This is a genomic window from Periweissella fabaria, from assembly GCF_918814575.1.
Classification (GTDB): domain Bacteria; phylum Bacillota; class Bacilli; order Lactobacillales; family Lactobacillaceae; genus Periweissella; species Periweissella fabaria.
Genome location: NZ_CAKKNS010000001.1, coordinates 443,699 through 461,555 on the forward strand (window position 1 = coordinate 443,699; position 17,857 = coordinate 461,555).

At 39.7% G+C, this 17,857-nt stretch carries 15 protein-coding genes; 1 reads left to right on the forward strand and 14 read right to left on the reverse strand.

All coding sequences use genetic code 11. The annotated features are described in order from the left end of the window. Window positions 1–60: 60 nt before the first annotated feature. From LQZ75_RS02230 to LQZ75_RS02250, 5 genes are all read right to left on the reverse strand, one after another. Window positions 61–1,089 (reverse strand): hypothetical protein, encoded by a 1,029-nt coding sequence (locus LQZ75_RS02230; RefSeq protein WP_230096215.1) that lies wholly within the window; start codon window positions 1,087–1,089, stop codon window positions 61–63. Between the two features lie 186 nt (window positions 1,090–1,275). Next, window positions 1,276–2,307, reverse strand: coding sequence for a LacI family DNA-binding transcriptional regulator (locus LQZ75_RS02235; RefSeq protein ID WP_230096216.1), 1,032 nt, complete (start codon window positions 2,305–2,307; stop codon window positions 1,276–1,278). Between the two features lie 311 nt (window positions 2,308–2,618). Then, entirely contained in the window at window positions 2,619–3,005 is a 387-nt protein-coding gene (locus LQZ75_RS02240) for a PTS sugar transporter subunit IIA domain-containing protein (protein WP_230096217.1), read from the reverse strand. Between the two features lie 15 nt (window positions 3,006–3,020). Further along, entirely contained in the window at window positions 3,021–4,394 is a 1,374-nt protein-coding gene (locus LQZ75_RS02245) for a cytosine permease (RefSeq protein ID WP_230096218.1), read from the reverse strand. Window positions 4,395–4,430: 36 nt separating this feature from the next. Continuing rightward, window positions 4,431–5,450 (reverse strand): ADP-ribosylglycohydrolase family protein, encoded by a 1,020-nt coding sequence (locus LQZ75_RS02250; protein ID WP_230096219.1) that lies wholly within the window; start codon window positions 5,448–5,450, stop codon window positions 4,431–4,433. Window positions 5,451–5,695: 245 nt separating this feature from the next. Between LQZ75_RS02250 and LQZ75_RS02255 the strand changes: the two genes are divergently transcribed. Next, on the forward strand, window positions 5,696–6,634 hold the full coding sequence (locus tag LQZ75_RS02255) for a LacI family DNA-binding transcriptional regulator (RefSeq protein ID WP_230096220.1): 939 nt from the start codon (window positions 5,696–5,698) through the stop codon (window positions 6,632–6,634). A gap of 90 nt (window positions 6,635–6,724) precedes the next feature. Here the strand turns inward: LQZ75_RS02255 and LQZ75_RS02260 are convergent, their stop codons facing one another. From LQZ75_RS02260 to LQZ75_RS02300, 9 genes are all read right to left on the reverse strand, one after another. Further along, window positions 6,725–10,018: a hypothetical protein gene (locus LQZ75_RS02260; protein ID WP_230096221.1), complete on the reverse strand. Its 3,294-nt coding sequence runs from the start codon at window positions 10,016–10,018 to the stop codon at window positions 6,725–6,727. A 270-nt stretch (window positions 10,019–10,288) separates the two neighbouring features. After that, window positions 10,289–10,462, reverse strand: coding sequence for a hypothetical protein (locus LQZ75_RS02265; RefSeq protein WP_230096222.1), 174 nt, complete (start codon window positions 10,460–10,462; stop codon window positions 10,289–10,291). A gap of 578 nt (window positions 10,463–11,040) precedes the next feature. Beyond that, window positions 11,041–11,487, reverse strand: a complete 447-nt coding sequence (locus LQZ75_RS02270; protein ID WP_230096223.1) for a hypothetical protein — start codon at window positions 11,485–11,487, stop codon at window positions 11,041–11,043. A gap of 32 nt (window positions 11,488–11,519) precedes the next feature. Next, entirely contained in the window at window positions 11,520–12,146 is a 627-nt protein-coding gene (locus LQZ75_RS02275; protein WP_230096224.1) for a YdcF family protein, read from the reverse strand. A gap of 79 nt (window positions 12,147–12,225) precedes the next feature. Continuing rightward, window positions 12,226–12,876: a hypothetical protein gene (locus LQZ75_RS02280; protein WP_230096225.1), complete on the reverse strand. Its 651-nt coding sequence runs from the start codon at window positions 12,874–12,876 to the stop codon at window positions 12,226–12,228. Window positions 12,877–12,927: 51 nt separating this feature from the next. Next, window positions 12,928–13,521, reverse strand: coding sequence for a glycosyltransferase (locus LQZ75_RS02285; RefSeq protein ID WP_354002011.1), 594 nt, complete (start codon window positions 13,519–13,521; stop codon window positions 12,928–12,930). Then, window positions 13,431–14,411 (reverse strand): hypothetical protein, encoded by a 981-nt coding sequence (locus tag LQZ75_RS02290; RefSeq protein ID WP_230096227.1) that lies wholly within the window; start codon window positions 14,409–14,411, stop codon window positions 13,431–13,433. Before LQZ75_RS02290 ends, LQZ75_RS02285 begins: the two co-directional genes overlap by 91 nt. Continuing rightward, window positions 14,408–15,958 carry a glycosyltransferase gene (locus LQZ75_RS02295; RefSeq protein WP_230096228.1) on the reverse strand — a complete coding sequence of 517 codons (1,551 nt, stop codon included), beginning with the start codon at window positions 15,956–15,958 and terminating at the stop codon, window positions 14,408–14,410. Before LQZ75_RS02295 ends, LQZ75_RS02290 begins: the two co-directional genes overlap by 4 nt. Window positions 15,959–17,153: 1,195 nt before the next feature. Next, window positions 17,154–17,711, reverse strand: a complete 558-nt coding sequence (locus LQZ75_RS02300) for a hypothetical protein (RefSeq protein WP_230096229.1) — start codon at window positions 17,709–17,711, stop codon at window positions 17,154–17,156. Between the last annotated feature and the right edge of the window lie 146 nt (window positions 17,712–17,857).

The window sequence follows — 17,857 nt, forward strand, 5'->3', positions numbered from 1 at the left end:
ACAAGACAAGTCATGATTATCACGCCTAACACGGTGTTGTTCGATACGCTAGCAAGCCTACTATGCTTTAGGATAGGGGGCCAAAGCCATATTTAAGAAGAAAATGGTAACATCTTTGGGCATCATCTTACTATGGTCAGCTGTTAAGACCATCATTGTTTCAATAAATCCACTTTCAAGCCCTTCTTCCAGGGTGCCATTATCCCAGTTTATTTGTTGTAACGCCTCTGTATTACCAACAATGGCTGCTTGACCATAGTTGCTCAAAATGGCTTGTAACTGACGGATACTAAAAGATGTACGTTTCCAAGTTGGAATAGTGTCATGGGTACTTGTGGAATCAAAGGGATTAAAAACACCCAAATTAACAATTGCTAAATCACATCCTTGTTGCTGTAATTCTGGTTTTACATACTTAAAATCTTGGCTAATTCGATTATTTGGTACTTGATTGAGGAATTGATAAATTGCCCCAAATAATTGCGTTACAAAATCATTTTGGGCCACATCGATATACGTACTGGCTTGACCGCCAACTAGTAATGGAATAGCCCCATTACCAACATTTTCCGTATAAATATTAGCTTCATCCTGAATTTCGTAATAGCTTAAAAGTTGATCAATAACTGGTAATGGAACATATTTAGCACGGGCATGTTCATCATCATCGGCTTCATTAACATACGTATCGTACCACCGCTGTAGGGTACATGGTACATCATCTTCAATTGTCAGCATATCGATACAATCAATACAACTAGCTAGTAAATCTGCCATACCAGCTTCATTAACATCAAAATCCGCCAAGAAATTAGCTATTTTAATAAATAAATTATTTTCAGGATGTTGTGTATTCAATTTTACTGCCATTTTTTTAAGCACAAGGACCATTTCTTCAGATGATAAATCTGCAAGAAGATCATCAAAGGTTACCGCAATTGTAACAGGAAAATTAGCTGGACGAAATTGACCTAAGTATTGATTAATCATCAAAAGTGATAAATTCATTCCCATAATTAATTTACGTTGGCGACGGTTATCATCAATGTAAGTCGTCTCAAATTGTGTGTATACTTGCTTATCAATCATTTTCATACCCTTTACTGTTATTTTGCAGTCGTGTTCTGCGATAAAAAACATCGTAACATTTTAACGCAACATTCGGCTAGTTCTGCAAGTCAACGTCACATAATTGTAATATAAAAATCCCATAATTAATTTATCTATTATTTTTAAAAGCAAAAAACGAACTTAATTTAAGTCCGTTTCAGTTCATTATAATGAGTTCCCTGCAATAATTTCGGCATTAATAATCACAGAATCTTCCGCAACTTCCTCGTTACGAATTTCTGCAACTAACATCTGCGCTGCTCTGCGACCAATTTCGATTGGCTGTTGGCGTACCAAAGTTAAATCCGGATCTAAAATATTAATCATTGGTGTATCTGCATAGCCGACAATCCCCATTTGTTGGGGATATTTAACGTTCTTACGAATCTTTAACCCGACTAATTGAATCAACAATGGTTCGTTTAAAGCAATTAAAGCCGTCTTGATTTGGCGATGATTGGTTAACTGACCAATTTGAGTATGGACTGCTTCACCATCAAAATGGTTCTCATCCACTTCAATAATGTGTGTAATTAAACCAGCGGCTTCTACTATTTCACAAATCCCTTTAGCTCGTTGTTGGTGAGAAGTTGTTGCTGCAACCGTCTCAGTAACAATAATGACTTCTTCATAGCCTTTATCAATAATCATTTGCCCCAAATCACGACTAATTGCTTCATTATTAGATTCAATCACAGGCCAATGATGTTCATCCAAATGACGATCTAGTAGCATCGTAGGTAGCCCTAAATCGCTAAGAACCTTAAAATCGGCTAATTTATTTTGAACTGGTTGTACCAATAGTCCGGCTAATTGCCGATTCCGCATATCATTAATTAATTGATTTTCACGTTTAGCATCGCCCTTGCTATTAATTAATACTAATTCATAGCCTAATTTAAATAAGCATTCTTCGGCACCTTTATAAAGTTCGATTGAAAAGCTATCGTCGATATTAGCAACCATAATGCCAATCGTACTAGAAGTTTTTTGTTTTAAATTTTGGGCCACTTTATTAGGTACATAGTTATTTTCTTTAATTATTCGGGCGATTCGATCAGCCGTTTCTGCTGACATCCGATTTAAATGACCATGTAAATACCGTGAAACAGTCGCAATTGAAACATCGGCAATTTGGGCGATATCTTGAATTGTGACAGGTTGGGTTGGTATTTTATTATTATCGTTATCAGTCATAGTATTACTCACATTCATATGTAGATAGTTTTAAATTAAGCCTACGCCGGCTCTAATAAACCTTATTATATGTCATTTTACAACTAAAAACATACTTTTACCTTCATTTTTCATAATACATTTTACATATCTTAATATTTTCACAATTAAAAGCAATTGTCATATACCACTTTAATAGTAATTATTTGCAGCTAAACTGCTCACCAAAGGTCCGAAATACCCACAAAAAAAGGCTGGGAAAATTTAAATTTCCCCAACCTTTTGCTAGTTAGCTAAATATCGCCTACTTTACGTCACAGTACCGTTAACTTTTACTCATCAATCCCCAAGCCTGCTTGACTGGCGCTAACTAATGCTTTCGCTAAACTAGCAGAATTAAGATACCCGTTAATATCATGGCGCCAAACAATTGCTAGTAGCCCACTTATATTACCACCCGCCATCACGGCGATATCGGTATCGGGGAACCCTTTGGTTAAAACGGCTTGTTTAAATGGTGTGCCCCCGACAATATCACAAAAAAAGACCGTTTGTGGATCATGTTTTAACAAAATATTATATCGGTGCGCCAAGGCTTTCGCATCCATTGGCGCTGCAAAATCAACGACTTGAATATGTGGTAAATCCCCCGCAATATACTTAGCACTACTTAACAACCCACTAGCAAAATTACCATATCCGGTTACAATTATTTGCATTTTATTTTCTCCTCATTATTGTTTTAAAGGTATTATTTTAAAAATAAAAATCGTTAAAAAGCCAACTAAACCAGCTAAAAGAACACCATTACCAGCATTTAGAAATATTCCATGCGCCCATGGGCCATGCCATAAGGCGGTTTGCGTAGTAAGCGCACCTACGAAAACGGCACTGAGCCACGCGAGAATGCCTTCCCAATGATAGTGTAATTTACTCGTTGTTGAAACTTCACTAGCATCATATCCTTGACGATGTGCTAACAGATAATCCGCTAAAAAGACGCCAAACCAGCTAAAGATGATAATTCCGATACTACTTAGCCAAGTACTAAATTGCTCGAAAAATTTAAGCGGTACAATGACTAAAACAGCCATGCAACTGGCGGCAAGTAATAATTGACCGATTTGCATTTGAGTTTTTGTAATTCGCACATGGGGTAATATTGGGTCCGTCAGATGCGTTGCATGCTTAAATGACCGAGCGGCATGGAGGCTTAAAATAATAACGGCAACCACATAGTAGCTGTTACTAAGCCAACCAGGTAGTAAATGATAAATGGCCATAAAAGGTAAACGTTGCTTTGATAAATCCGGAACACCATAACCCAATAATAAGCCAGCTAAGATCAATAAATACGATGGTAGGCCACCACCAATCAGAGCCGCCACTAACGTACTATTCCGATAGTGCCCCTTTTTGATTTGTTTCCCCCAATTGCCGGCTTCCATAGTACTAATCAGGCTTGTTGCTACCATGGCTAACATAACTGCCGGTAACCATTTTTCAAGCCAGTTGGTACTAGGAACATAACTTTCAATCCGCCAATTCACTTGATTAAAGGCGATTCCCGCCACAACTAAGCTTAAAATTACAAATAATCCATGCAGCCAAACGCGGATATCATGATTCCAACTTTGACCTTGCCAGATTAAGAACCCTAATACTACTACGGCAATGATGCCACCAGTACCAACTCCCCAAGGATTTTTAGTAATATGTCCCTGGGTAATAAGCGCTGTTAACAACCAACAACTAATACTTAATTGCAATATAGTCCAGCCAAAGGCATTGAACCACGCAACAACTTTAGCCGCTCGATTACCATATAGTCCAAAAGTTGCCCGACTCAAGGTCAAACTGGGTAAGCCCGTTTTTTGGCCAAGCGCTGCGACCCAGGCCGGGATAATAAAGCCAAAGGAACTAACTAAGGCGGCTAAGAGTGCTTGTAAAAAAGATAATTTATAACCGCCAATTAAGATGCCAATCGCCACACCAATAATACCCAGTTTCGCTAACACAATTTGATAAGCTAAATCTTCAGGTATTTCATTACGCTTTGATTGCTTGACCGTTGATTTAGCGGCATTGTCTATTGCTTTTTCATTCATAACCTTCACCCCCGCCTTTCAATGATTTGTAATTAGCTAGCTATTTTGACTTGAACTAAGAGGTTGAAACGTCAGCATTTGTTGGCCAACTCCTTTTAAATCCTGTGGTGGATTTTGCCGATCAATTAAGCCACACCAATCTTTTGGAATGGATTGCCAACCATTCTTAGCACCACAAATGGCAGTCGCTAATGCCCCAATTGTGGCCGTATCACCACCTATGTTGGCACACATTTGTGCACACTTGCGAACATCACGCGTATAATATGCAATCACTAACGCCGTTGGGACACTTTCACTTACAGCAGCCCCAGTTCCCACTAACTCATACATTGCCCGGACAAATCCAGCTGGTCGGCGCTTAAATTGTTCTGCAATGTGGCGGCCTAAGCGGACACGTTGTTTAATTCTAGCGGAATATGTTGGGGCACCAAGACTTTCCCCAAGTTCACTAGTAACTAAGGCAAATTCAATAATCTCATCCCAATCATAATCGGCGACTGCTGCACAGACAGCTCCAGCAATAAGGGCTGACCCGGCAATGGTTACATCAGTTTCGTGCGTAATTTTTGAAATTTGGTAAACCATTTCAACTAGGGGCATTTTTTCTTCTGGTGTGTACAATGCCCCAATGGATGGTATGCGGACTACTGCACCATTATCAACCGCCACTTGAGTGATGCGGGTAATATCTTTATCACCAGCAAATAACCGGAGTGCGACTTTACTAGTATCATCTAATGTATCTTTTTCATATGCTTTAATCCGGCGCGCCCAATCCAAAAGATGCTGTGATACCGTTTCCTGATCATATTCCCAATGGCTGGCATGCAGAGCTTGAATTACAACTAATGCTTGTTGAAAGCTAACTGTATATTGCCCACGGTGGTAGTCTTGTGCCAGTGGATTGGTTTTTGGTCCGTCCATAAAATCCGTTATTGGCAACGGAAATTCCTTGATAATGCGCTCACGAGCCCAACCGGTCGTCGGCATCGCCATCGCACTACCAATTGCTTGACCATATAATGTCCCCAACATTTTATCTAAATTGCGCATTGTTCGTACCCCCATCAACTAAATTGTATTTTTAGATATATTTCTTTCTACTTATAGCTTAGCTGTCATCATAAAAGCCGCCAATCTCCTTTTATGATGCGCCTAATTCCCCCATATTTTATCTAAAAACAAAGGTCGGTTTTATTGCAATTTCTTTTTACTATCCTTGACTTCAAACATTAGAATCACTAATCTGAAGGTGCGCAAACGTTTGCGCATTATGAAAATGAAAGGCGGTTTCTGACATGCTTAATCATCGTTATTCATTACAAGACATCGCTGCATTATGTGATGTTGCTCCTAGCACCGTTTCCCGCGTGTTAAATCACCGTGGTCGCATTGCCCCGCAAACCCGGGCCCGCATTTTACAAGTTATTGACGACCTACATTTTCAACCAAATCCTCTAGCACGTAGTTTTAAAAATCACCAATCTCAGACGATTGCTATTATCGTACCCCATACGACCAGGCTTGGTTACTTACCATTAATTGATGAACTGACAACTTGTGCGCGTCAAGATAGCCGCTTAATTACAACATGGCCGATTAATAATGACGGTGAACTATCACAAGTTTTAGCGCTCCTAGCCAGTGAAGCCGTGGCAACCCTAATTGTGTTAGGTAATAACGATAGTTGGCTAACTGAGATTTTGTCGTATGCTCAAAAGCACCATGTGATTTGGCTTGATGGCCCTAATCTACAAGATCCCCATATTATATGGATTCATTCAAATATATCCTCAACCGTTAAGCTTTTGACGACTACGGCGATGCATAATGGTTTGACACCTGTTTTACTACAATCCAGTACGACGAATAACTATCAAAAACACCTAATTAAGTATGGCTTTATGCTTGCACACCAGCCATCACATGCCACCCCCCTTATCATTAACGAAGCCCTTACTACCCTCACGTTGGAACAGCAAATTACAAGAATTCAACAAACAACCGCAACCCCCTTACTCCTAATCCGTCAAACACCTTTATCCAATAAAATCGTTTTTACAGGTACCATTCATTGGGCGTATCTTGCCGAATTTCCTTTTCATAATAATGCGCAAACCATCCATCTTGATTACCATAACCTTGCTAGCTTAATTTTCACCTTGATGACATCAGAATCGAACGAACCCGCTCATCCGCTCCAAATTACTAATCTACTAATCGATAATCCACAATGATGCGAACACAAAAACGACCAACTCAAAATTTGAGTTGGTCATTTTAATAATTTTATGGCTTGTAAGAACAACTACCTTAGCAGTAGTTTATTAATTTTTACGACCACGACGGCGTAAGATTACTGAACCACCTAATGTGATAATCGCCGTAAGCATACCTAATGCAGATAATCCACGGGCAGAAGTTGTGTCTGCATCCGTTTGTGGCAACGTTTTAGCATTATCAGCAGTAACTGTTGGCATTACAGAATTCGTATCCTTTTTATCTAAGCTATAAGTTGAGGCTGTCATTGCTGGATTGACTGCTGAACTATCACTGGCTGACTGCTTATCAGTTGAACCATTGTCATCAGACTTCTTGTCAGTAGAACTGTTGTCATCAGCTTCCGCATTGGTTGAACCGTTGTCGTCAGACTTTTTGTCAGTTGAACCATTGTCGTCAGACTTCTTGTCAGTTGAACCGTTGGCATCAGACTTCTTGTCAGTTGAACTGTTATCATCAGACTTCTTGTCAGTTGAACCGTTGTCATCAGATGGCTTAGCAGGGTTGCTGTTGTCAGATGGCTTGTCAGTTGAACCGTTGTCTGGTTTTGCTGGAGTTACGGTGATTGTGTTACCGAATTGGTCAATCATGTTTCCGTTAGTAACTGTCCAGCCAGTTACAACTGTACCAGCTTGGTCAATAACTTTATCACCGTCAACGTGGTAGCCGTTTTTCTTAGCGGCATCAGTTGATTCGATTGCGTGTTGTTGACGAGCAACTTGTTCAGCAATTGATTCAGCGTCTTGAGCAGCTTTAAGTGTTGCTTGTGCGGCTGTCAAGTTTGTTTGAGCGGCTGTTAAGTTTGCGTCAGCTTTATCAAGAATTGATTTAGCAGCAGCAACGTCACCCTTAGTTGCATCTAGGATAGTTTGGTAGTTAGCAACATTGGCTTGGGCATCTTTGTAAGCACTTGTTGCAGCAGCTAACTTAGCTTGGGCATCTTTAAGGACGGCTTGTGCTTTAGCAACAGCTTCAGGTGCGGCTTGTAAATCAGCCAACTTAGTTTGAGCATCTTTAATAGCTTGTTCAGCGGCTGCTTGAGCAGTTTTGGCATCGTTCAAGGCTTGTTGATCAGCTGCAAGAGTTGTTTGTGCGTCAAGAACAGCTTGATTCTTAGCAGTTGCATTAGTGTCAGCAGTCTTTGCGTTTTCAACAGCAGTTGCTAAAGTAGCTTTAGCTGCATCTAGTGCGGCTTGCTTTGTAGCAACGGCTTGTTTACTTTGAGCGTAGGCTTCGTTTGCAGCAGTTAATGCTTCAGATGTTGATTTTACATTTGATTGTGCTTGAGCTAACGTATCGTTTGCTTGAGCTAACTTAGTAGCTGCGGCAGCTTGGGCTTGTACGGCATCTTTATAAGCACCAGTGCGGTAGTTAACTTCGTTAGTTGCACGGTCATATACAGATTGGGCACTAGTTTGAGCAGCTGATGCGGCTGATAAGGTGTTAACTGCATTAGTGAATGTAGTTTTAGCATTGTTTAATGCAGCTTGGGCATTCTTGATTGCAGTATCGTTTGCTTGTGAACCACCACTAAGACCGGGTGTTGCAAGTCCAGTCTTATCAAATCCAGTAGTAGTGTTGGCATCGTTAACAATTGCAAGACCTAAGTATGGATTAGCGTTTGGGTTTCCAAATGTTGAACTCCAAAGTCCGAAGTAGGTGTTTTGCGTTGGAGCTGATAATAAGTATGCAGTTCCACCAATCAATTGTTTAGCATAGGTTTCAGTTTGATCACTGTAGATCGCACCGTTACCTAAACTTTGAGTTGGATCTGTTAATGATATGAATGGTAACAATACGTATGAATTGATTAAGTATTGTTTAACTTCACGGAATGTTATTGTTTGTGGGTTAACAAGAAGTCGTAAACCTTCATCGGCAATAGCGTCGTTCATTGAACTGTTGATTGTTTTACGGTCAACGTGGGTTGATGTAGCTGCGGCTTTTTGATTTGCAATGCTCATTCCAAAGTTTGGATCCGCAAGCAATTTTGCTAAGTCTAATGCACTGTTTGAAATTTGGACATGTCCAACTTGTTGGGTAATTCCAAGTGCGTCACGTAATGAATTTATGGCAGCAGCTAAGGCTTGTTCAACTTCATCAATTTGTTCTTTTGTAAATGTTCCTGGAATACCAGCGGATGCGTTTCGAACTTGTCCGGGAATCCATGTGTATGAATCAGCGGCAGTATTACCGGTATAAAGAAGGTTTGCATATTTAGCTGACGTTTGTCCGCTACTAAATACGTTTCCGATAGCTGTTAAATCGTTAGCTAGTTCCGTATTAATTTGAGTTGCATTTTTACCTTGAGCTGCTAAGGCTTTACCGTCAGTAATGTATTTTTGGACAGCTTTTTGAATATCTTGACTAAATGTTGCATTGATAATACTGTTTTGGTCTGAGTTTTGGGCACTTGTTGCATTATCTAATGCAGTTTGAGCGTTGTTTACATCAGTTTGGGCAGTATTAACATTTGATTGCGCAGTGGCAGTTGCAGCTTTAGCCGCATCAAGTTTGTCACTTGTTTGTGATTGAGCCTTTTGTGAGTTGCTCAAGGCAATTTGATCGTCATCAACTGTAACATCCGCATTGTGCTTGTCAGTTTGGGCTGATTGTTGTGCAGTTTGGGCAGCTGATTGGGCAGTCTTGGCAGCATTTGCAGCGTCTTGAGCCTTAGTTACAGCTTGTGATGCAGCAGTTGTATCCATAGTTGCTGATGCGTTGTCAACAGCTTTTTGTGCATCTGTTACAGATGCCTTTGCCGCATCGGCGTCAACTTGAGCCTTTGTTGATGCTGATTGGGCATCAGTTACAGCTTTAGTATCGTTATCAACAGTTGTTTGAGCAGCAGCTGTTGATGTTGCTGCGTCACTAGCCTTTGTTTGGGCAGTTGTTACTGCGGTTGAAGCTGCACTGATGTTTTCTGGAGTTGCGTCAACGGCGTTTGATTGGGCAGTTGACACAGCAGTTGATGCAGCGGTTACTGAATCTTGTGCGGCACTTTGGGTAGCAGCAGCACTGGTTGCCTTTGTAGTTGCTGAATCAACAGCTTTTTGAGCAGCAGCTTGGTTAGTTTGCGCATCGTCATAGTTCTTTTGTGCGTCAGCTTTATCTGATTGGGCAGTTGCGGCTGCGGTTGATGCGGCAGTCACGGCAGCTGATGCTTGTTCAACTGGTGTTTGATCAGTAACATTACTGGTTGCTTGCGTAGGTTCAGTATTTGTAGCCTTCACCTTATTGGCATCGGTTCCAACGTTAACGTCGTCAGCATGTGCCTCCGTAGCAGTTGCCAAACCAACAACATCGAGAGTAGCAGTTGCAATTACAATATTTTTAGCCATTTTATTATTTCCTCATTTTTATGTAAGTTTATCCGTACGTTATATCGTACTTACCATTAAATTTTAAAAGTATTTTATTATGGTTAATTAATAATTTTATAACGTACAATGAAGGAGTATATACCCTGTCTCCTCGACCTAGCAAATAATTTGCTTATAAGTGACAAATTCCCCTACAAGAACAAAAAAACGACCAACTCAAAATTTGAGTTGGTCGTTTAATAGCTAATCCTATGTACTTCTATCTATTAGCTGGCAAAGCAGTCCCATTTATTTTTTCTTATCGTGGCGGGTAAGAACTAACGCCCCCAAGACGATCCCTATCACAACAAACATCGTGATTTGCAGCTCAATGGTCTCCCCAATTGCTTGCAAGCAGACGTAATTATAAGTCAGCAAGCCAATCAAAGCCAAAATCGCCAATGGCCCAATTACGTTATTCATCTGAGCCTCCCCCAACGTGTTTACTCAATCTATTTTAGTATATCATTTCTCGTATGATAACTACCTAATAACATATAAAATGCGACCGAAATTTGCATTTCCGTCGCATTTTTTCGTCTATTCTCATTTATTGCTTGCTGAAATTAATTTCAGCCCCGCAACCAAAAAATCGAAAGGCCGCAATGGACTTTCCGATTTTTTAATTGTTACATTGGTGCAAGCTATTCACCAATTGTATATGTTGGAATCCCCCCGAATTCAAATTCCATCACGCTAACAATTATTTCTTAATGCTTTGTTATCCGCTATTAAATTAATAACTAACAAAGCTAATCCCCCTGTACGCCAGCACTCTTCTACTGGTTACAATGCTTATTATAGGAGCTTGTCTGCAATAAGGCAAGCGTTTTCTCTTTAGAATTTCTTAATATTCTTAATATATAGACGCTCGCATTTTAACGCTACAAAAGAAATTCTATGAAAACGATTTCTCAAAGTGCTAATCATTCGTAAATTATGCATAATTCCCATTAATTAGCCGATAATCAACCGTAAATCATTAATATTTTTTTACTTTACTAATTATGTGGTCGATGTTTAACGATAAATTCTGGAAAGCGCGATGCATACCAACCTACTGTCGCTACTGCTGCACTTGCTAGAATCAAGCCTAAATTTTGATTCCAATCCAAGTAACACCAAAGTAAGTAGACATAGGCAACAAAGAATGGATATGTCAACAAGATTCGGCTAACCGTCGCTCTAGCACCGCGGCCAAATTCGGTACCATGCTTAGTGACCCACCATTCTTGCAAGTACACTGCCAACCAACCAACTAAAATTGAACCGGCAAAACCTTGTACCATCCGTGCCTCATCAACCATCGTTAAATGTAGATAGTTAAACAACAGCACTTTTTCAAACGTGAAGATACCCCAGATTGGTAAAACTACGCAGACTCCTAGTACAACCAAAGTAATAAAACTGACTGCGATTACTGAATTGCGTTTAGGTTTGTTATTCACTTGATAACCTCATTTCTTTTTAGTAATTTCCGCTACATGGGCGCAATATCACCCTTTTCACTATATGCTTGAATCCGTAAATATTCACCCCAGACCCGTGCACGACCAACAGCACTCGCTACCCAATTATCACGAGTCACCGTAATACCATCGTATTCGGCAACATAGCTATATGGAATTAGCTCCACCGTTGCGGGGAGCTGTTGCTTCAAAGTCCGCCAATGCCGACCAACCACGTGGGCTTTGGTAATAAAGACAACCCGTTTAATCGTAGTAAAATCAAAGACTTCGGTGGCAAAGATAACATTTTCTAATGAATTCGACGACCGGTCTTCACCTATAATCGCCGTTATCGGTACCCCATTGGCAATTAATTTTTCAGTAATAATGGCATTTTCAGTACGGTCGCCAACATAAGCGGCATACTCAGCATCAGCCGTTTTACTTTGCCCCCCGGTAACAAAAATTTGTGGGGCAAGGCCTTGACGCCATGCTTGGAGCGTAGCTTGCCAAATTCCGGCTTGTGCTGAACTAAAGACAAAAATCAAATCTCCATTTTGTAGTGGCACTTGTGGGCCAAAGACAACGTCAGTAATCATTTGCAGCTGGCCAGCAGACAATTCAGGCATGGTTGGTTCACGTGGAATTAAACTTTTCATTAGCGCCTCCTTCACATATAATTACTTTTCTTTATTCTAATATGTTTTCAAGGTAAGCGCTATTGATTTTAGAAAAACATCAACTTTCGACTGCCGGGGCATAATCTGTAATATTAAACATCCCCCAACTTTGCGCTTTAATAGTGTCATTTAAGGCATGTACTAAACGGCGGCAATGCTGTTGTTTCCCATACGGATCATAGTAGCAGACATTAACCTGATAATGATGTTTAATCTGGACTTTTAAGTGCCCGTATTTACGTGCGTATTGTCGCCATGTGCCCTGGGTTTCTGTCGTAGCATCACTCACAATAGCACAATTTACCGGCACTAATTGCTGAACTTTAACTGCACAATGGACAGGTCGTTGATTAGGTTGCGTCGGCGTGAATGCTAAATGACTACAGTCACTCTGTGATAGTGATGTATCGGCTGCTACCAGTATGGGCATCGTTTCATGTGTCAGTGGCTGATTTTGGCGTTCCCAGTGTCGTACTGGCGTAGAGGCACATGGTTCATAAAATGTCCGCTTGGTGGTTGGACGGCGCTTTTGATAGACATCATCCCCATCCAGATTAACTTGTGTTTGTAAGATAACCGGTTGGTAGTTGGCTTGATCCATTATGCCAAACTGACTAAAGCGTTTTGAATTTGGTTGTGTTGCTTGTACTAGTTTAGTCGCTCGCTGAGCACTCCACCGAGTAGTTGCGACTCCATTGTCACGTTTCATAGATGATACCTCCTAAATACCGATCGGTTAGCATCTTGAACCGCCAAGTTACTAATTCAAAACTTGTTGCCAAGCTGCTACCAATTGTTCGGCTTGATATTGAGCTGCAGTTGCCTTGGCTTGAACCTTTAAATTCATAATATTTAATGGCTCAGCAAAAGCGGTAATAATTTTATCGGCTAATGCCGTGGGATTAAGTTCATCACTATATATACCGTTATACCCATCAACCACGAGATTATCACGCGCATACAATGCCCCGTAGCACGCAACCGGCACCCCATGCGCCATACTTTCAAGCATATTCATCCCAAAGCCTTCTGATAATGACGCCGAAATGAATAAACCAACATCTTGATATGCAGATTGTACCGGTGTCTCATAGGGCGCAATCGTAACATTATCAACTAAGTTCAGCGCCTTAATTTCAGCTAAAATTTGTTTTTCATAGTCTGTCGAAGCAAAGTAGCCTTGCATTACTAATTGAATGGTTACGTAATGTTGCTTTAACGCCGCCACAATTTTAAGTAAGCCTTCGATATTTTTATCTGGGGCTAAGCGACCAACGTAGAGCACCTTTTTAAGATCCGTAACCGTATTGTCTTCGACCACCTTAGTAAAGATGGTTGGTACTTGGCGAACCACCCGTTCTGGAAACTGGTCTTTGATTTGAGCCGCTTGTTGTGCAGTGGCGACGGCAATAATATTAAATTCACGTCCCCGTGGTTGTAAGACCGCTTGATAACTGCCTTTAACAAAGTAATCATTCCCCGTGGCATATTTTTGTAAGTGGCTATCATGTAAATACGCAATCGTGCGCTTAGGTGTATCAATCCCCAATACGCCCGCTGCCAACTGGGGCCGATCAAAAATGTACTAGCGACGACATCATTTAGTTCGTTCAAAAAGAACGTGAATAATTGATTTTCACTATCAAACGTATAATTTTTCCCGTGATAGTTTAAAAGCTGCCAACTCGTCGCTTGGCTTTCGTCATTATGCGGCATAAAAGTTACTGCTAATACTTGGACGCCAGCTGGGTCATAAAACGTCTGACTAGCAACACTGCCATCTGGGTGATAGGTTTCGACCATCGAACGAAACCCCCGCCAATCATAATATGCTGTCATCATGACATCCCCTAGGTTGTTCAAGTATTCAATATTACCGACTAACCCCGTTTTTCCCGGTAACATATGAATATTGGCCAACCGGCGCCCATCTTCTGAGATTTGTGCCTGATTACTGTCAGGGTAACTGACATGATAGATTTCCCGGGGAATTGAAGCTAACGTGCGGACACTTTGTTCGATTGGTTCAAAATTAGTAACTTTTTGGAAATAGTCATACATATTAATGTAATCGGCGCTCGTTAATCCCATCCAAGCTGCATTACGAGCCAAAAAGCGATTATACTGCCGCGTAATGATTTTGGCAGGCATTTTAGCGGCATTCAATGCTTGGGTACGCTGAACTTGCGCAAATTCGATACCCGAGTTAAAGGCATAAATATTTTCACCAACTGAATAAATCATGCTTGATGCTCCTCCTTTGCAATGGTCATAAGTTGTGCCCAAGCTTGCCATACGTTGGCTTCATCATAAGCACTAGGTGTCTCATAGGCACTATTACTAAATTGTTGTAAAATCCGTTGGTGCTTGAGTAAATACACAATTTGTTCTGCCATCGCATCAACATCACCATGCGTAACTAGGCAGCCGTTTTGGTCATTAGTAATTAGCGCATTCGGTGCATAATCCACCGCATATGCCACTGGGACAACGCCGTTAGTTAAGCCTGCTAATAACCCGAGATCAAAACTTGAACTGTGAGCCGTCGTTACCAAAATTTGTGCATTTTCTAAAACAGGTTGCAAATGATCAACATGCCCTTTTAATTGGACAACTTCTTCAAGCTCTAAATTAATAATAGCTTGGCGAATTTTGATCTCTTCGGCGTAATTATTAACATAATCAGCATACCCATAAATATCGAGTGTGACACTTTGAATCTGGTTGTGGACTTTTTTAATTACATGCAGCAAGTCAATCAGGTTACTATTGGGGCTAATATTAGTGATGGCCACCATTTTACCAAATTCACGCTTGTTCATTTTAACTTGCGGGCGTTGGTGCTGCTCGTTTGTCACATAGCCGGCCGGAATTGTTGTGGCGGCTTTTATATCAGGAAACCGCGCAACAATATCAGCGGTTTGTTTTGGGGTTGTCGTTAACACATTAGAGAAGTGTGCGACATTTAGTAAAGCATACTCATAGTTTTCATTTAGGAGGGCCGTGGCTGGTTCTTGTGTATCGGTAACATGGACATTGTGTACACCCAAAACTGTGTAGGCTGGCTTGCGTAGTCGGGTGAAGGCCGCATCCGCACTCGTGACACTATCGAGAATCAAAGTGTTAAATTCTGGATATAATTCGTTAATGGCATTAACAAAATGTTCAAATAAAGCCGTAATCGTTGCGAATTGATAAACTTGACCGTTAGGTGTCGTCAACAACCATCCAATCGCTTCCACTGTTTCTTGACTTGTCTGGCGATACGTAGCATGTAAAACATCTAGGCCTTCTGGTGTGTACCAAACTTCTGATCGTAGTTGGTGGTCAATGGTATACCACTGGGTCATTGACTTGAAACCGCGTTGATTATAAAAATCAATCGCATATAAATTTCCCGCACTATCGAAGCGTTCCACAGAAGTCACATGTTGGTCTTCTTTTTGGTAGTTCACACGGGCGACAAGCCGTTCATCATTGCGTTGAACAATGAAGCGATCTTCATTTTGTTCATCAATATAACGTAAATTCTTCAAGCCAAAGTCTAAATCGGGCAAAAAAGTTTTATTCGGCTGAATATCAATCATTTGCTGGTAATAATCGAACATATTCAATAAACGACGATCACTAACCCCAAGGGCATTTAACTGATGGTGTAAATCTTGTGACCAATCACGAGTGACATACGTATAGGCTATGTTTTGTCGTTCAAATAATTGCATCCGTTTAATCACGGCCTGATCAATCCCTGATTTTTTATCTAATAAAGTATCATTAACAAAGAAAATCATGCTTTCTTCCTCCTTAATCTCGGAACTCTCATGCCATACATTGTGAAATTTTTATCTAAATTTAAAAGACATTATTTAATATTTCATATTGGTACTAACTACAGCAATCTGATGAATTAATTTTGTACCGTAATTTAACCGTATGCTAAAAAAAAAAGTATTTCAAGTGATTACCTAGAAAAATGATTGTATTTTTTAAAAAAATTTTTAAGGATTATATTTTATTCAATTAACTTGAATTTTATTACCCCTAACTTGTGTAAATAACTTTAATTAATTTAAAAATCGCTCATTTAATAATCCATTACTAATAAATTTTATTATTTTATTCATAAAATTATGCTCTCATAACCCTCGTTAAAATTATCAACAAGTGTTTAGTAAATGCCTAATTAAACAACTTTATACCCAGTTTATGTTTACTAAACAAGAACGTCAACAAGTAATTTTTAACCGGTCTCATTTTTATTGTGGCTTTCGATTAAAATTTTTAATAAATCCAAAGGCAAAAAAGCCGATAAATCAATAATTTTTAACTTATCACCCGATAAATTAATTAGCAAATATTTTAGTAAATCTTAACTTGAATTATTATTGATTGTTGTAATTTTTAAAATCACTTGATTGACATTCTAGTAAACAAATTTTGTGTTTACTAGTCGCATTTTTGTGTTTAATCAGCATATTTTCCGCTAATCACTGCGCACCTTCCCTACTGGTTAAATTACGCTATTTAGCATCTTTTTATCTTATTTTGTGAAATGATTCACTAAATATAAGAACAAAAAAGCCCCCTTTTTACAAGGTGGCTTTATCTAGGTGAACTACTTGTTGTTGCTTTGTTTCTTAACCATGTGGTGTGTCGTGAAGGCCACGATGAGTAGAAAAATAACTGTGTATACCATCAATAACACAACATGCCACCGCACATGATTAAAAACGATGCGTAAAATGATTAAACCCAATAAGAATACAGGATATTTAGCCCTATTAAAGGCTTTGCTGGTAAGTTGCCAATGCACAGTTAAACTCCTTTTGGTAATAGTATTATAATCAATTATTTATTATACGAGTGTTTTTCAGTGATTACCAGTTAGCATTGCATAATCTCAATAAAAAAGGCCCCCGCAATTAATACGGTGGCCGTCAACATCCATTTTTAAGTTGTTATGAATTTAGCTTCTATTATATAACCTTAAGCGTGGGCATGCCCTTCATGGTCGTCAGCATCTTCAATTGGTTCTAATAATTGAATACCAGCTAACAAGAACACGTTAACTAAGTAAGTCACTAAGAGTTCTAAGCTATCAGATAATTGATCAGCTTCTTCATCAAGGTCACCTAAAGCATCTACCACAGCATTTAACTTACCAAGTTCTACTTGTAGAGTTGCTTGGAAGTCACGTAAAATGTCCATGATAACTTGTGATTCTGAAGCCATTTCTTCAGTTGATTCATCCCCTAAAAGGGCTTCGGCTAAGTCACCAGCACGGTTGGCAAGTCCGGTAACTTGGAAGGTGATTGGCTGAACTGCCAAGATAGCATCTTCCAAATCAGCTTCCAGATCAGAGGCTTTATCAACTCCTAATTCTTCAACATACTCTTCAATGTATGCTTGTGATTGTGTCAAAAGGTTAACACTTTCGTATGCCATCATTGTTTGATTAACAAAATCAAACTTTTGGGCATCATCCAAGTTTTCGTTGTCATCAATGTTACCAAATAAAGTTAGATTTTCAATGTAGTTATCCATGTTATCGGTCCATTCCTTTGAATTAAGAGTCTGTATTTTTCGGTCCAAATACTACCTTAATTCTACCAGTCCTTAGCCCCAATAGCTAATATAAATCTTTACGCTCAGATAAATTGACAGCGTTTTCATTAAACGGTATATTGGAA

Excerpts from the sequence above, each read along its gene's own strand:
- LQZ75_RS02255 (WP_230096220.1), top strand. The coding sequence starts at position 5,696 with ATGCTTAATCATCGTTATTCATTACAAGACATCGCTGCATTATGTGAT.
- LQZ75_RS02250 (WP_230096219.1), bottom strand. The coding sequence starts at position 5,450 with ATGCGCAATTTAGATAAAATGTTGGGGACATTATATGGTCAAGCAATT.
- LQZ75_RS02260 (WP_230096221.1), bottom strand. The coding sequence starts at position 10,018 with ATGGCTAAAAATATTGTAATTGCAACTGCTACTCTCGATGTTGTTGGT.
- LQZ75_RS02280 (WP_230096225.1), bottom strand. The coding sequence starts at position 12,876 with ATGAAACGTGACAATGGAGTCGCAACTACTCGGTGGAGTGCTCAGCGA.
- LQZ75_RS02230 (WP_230096215.1), bottom strand. The coding sequence starts at position 1,089 with ATGATTGATAAGCAAGTATACACACAATTTGAGACGACTTACATTGAT.
- LQZ75_RS02290 (WP_230096227.1), bottom strand. The coding sequence starts at position 14,411 with ATGATTTATTCAGTTGGTGAAAATATTTATGCCTTTAACTCGGGTATC.
- LQZ75_RS02245 (WP_230096218.1), bottom strand. The coding sequence starts at position 4,394 with ATGAATGAAAAAGCAATAGACAATGCCGCTAAATCAACGGTCAAGCAA.
- LQZ75_RS02300 (WP_230096229.1), bottom strand. The coding sequence starts at position 17,711 with ATGGATAACTACATTGAAAATCTAACTTTATTTGGTAACATTGATGAC.
- LQZ75_RS02235 (WP_230096216.1), bottom strand. The coding sequence starts at position 2,307 with ATGACTGATAACGATAATAATAAAATACCAACCCAACCTGTCACAATT.
- LQZ75_RS02240 (WP_230096217.1), bottom strand. The coding sequence starts at position 3,005 with ATGCAAATAATTGTAACCGGATATGGTAATTTTGCTAGTGGGTTGTTA.
- LQZ75_RS02275 (WP_230096224.1), bottom strand. The coding sequence starts at position 12,146 with ATGAAAAGTTTAATTCCACGTGAACCAACCATGCCTGAATTGTCTGCT.
- LQZ75_RS02295 (WP_230096228.1), bottom strand. The coding sequence starts at position 15,958 with ATGATTTTCTTTGTTAATGATACTTTATTAGATAAAAAATCAGGGATT.
- LQZ75_RS02265 (WP_230096222.1), bottom strand. The coding sequence starts at position 10,462 with ATGAATAACGTAATTGGGCCATTGGCGATTTTGGCTTTGATTGGCTTG.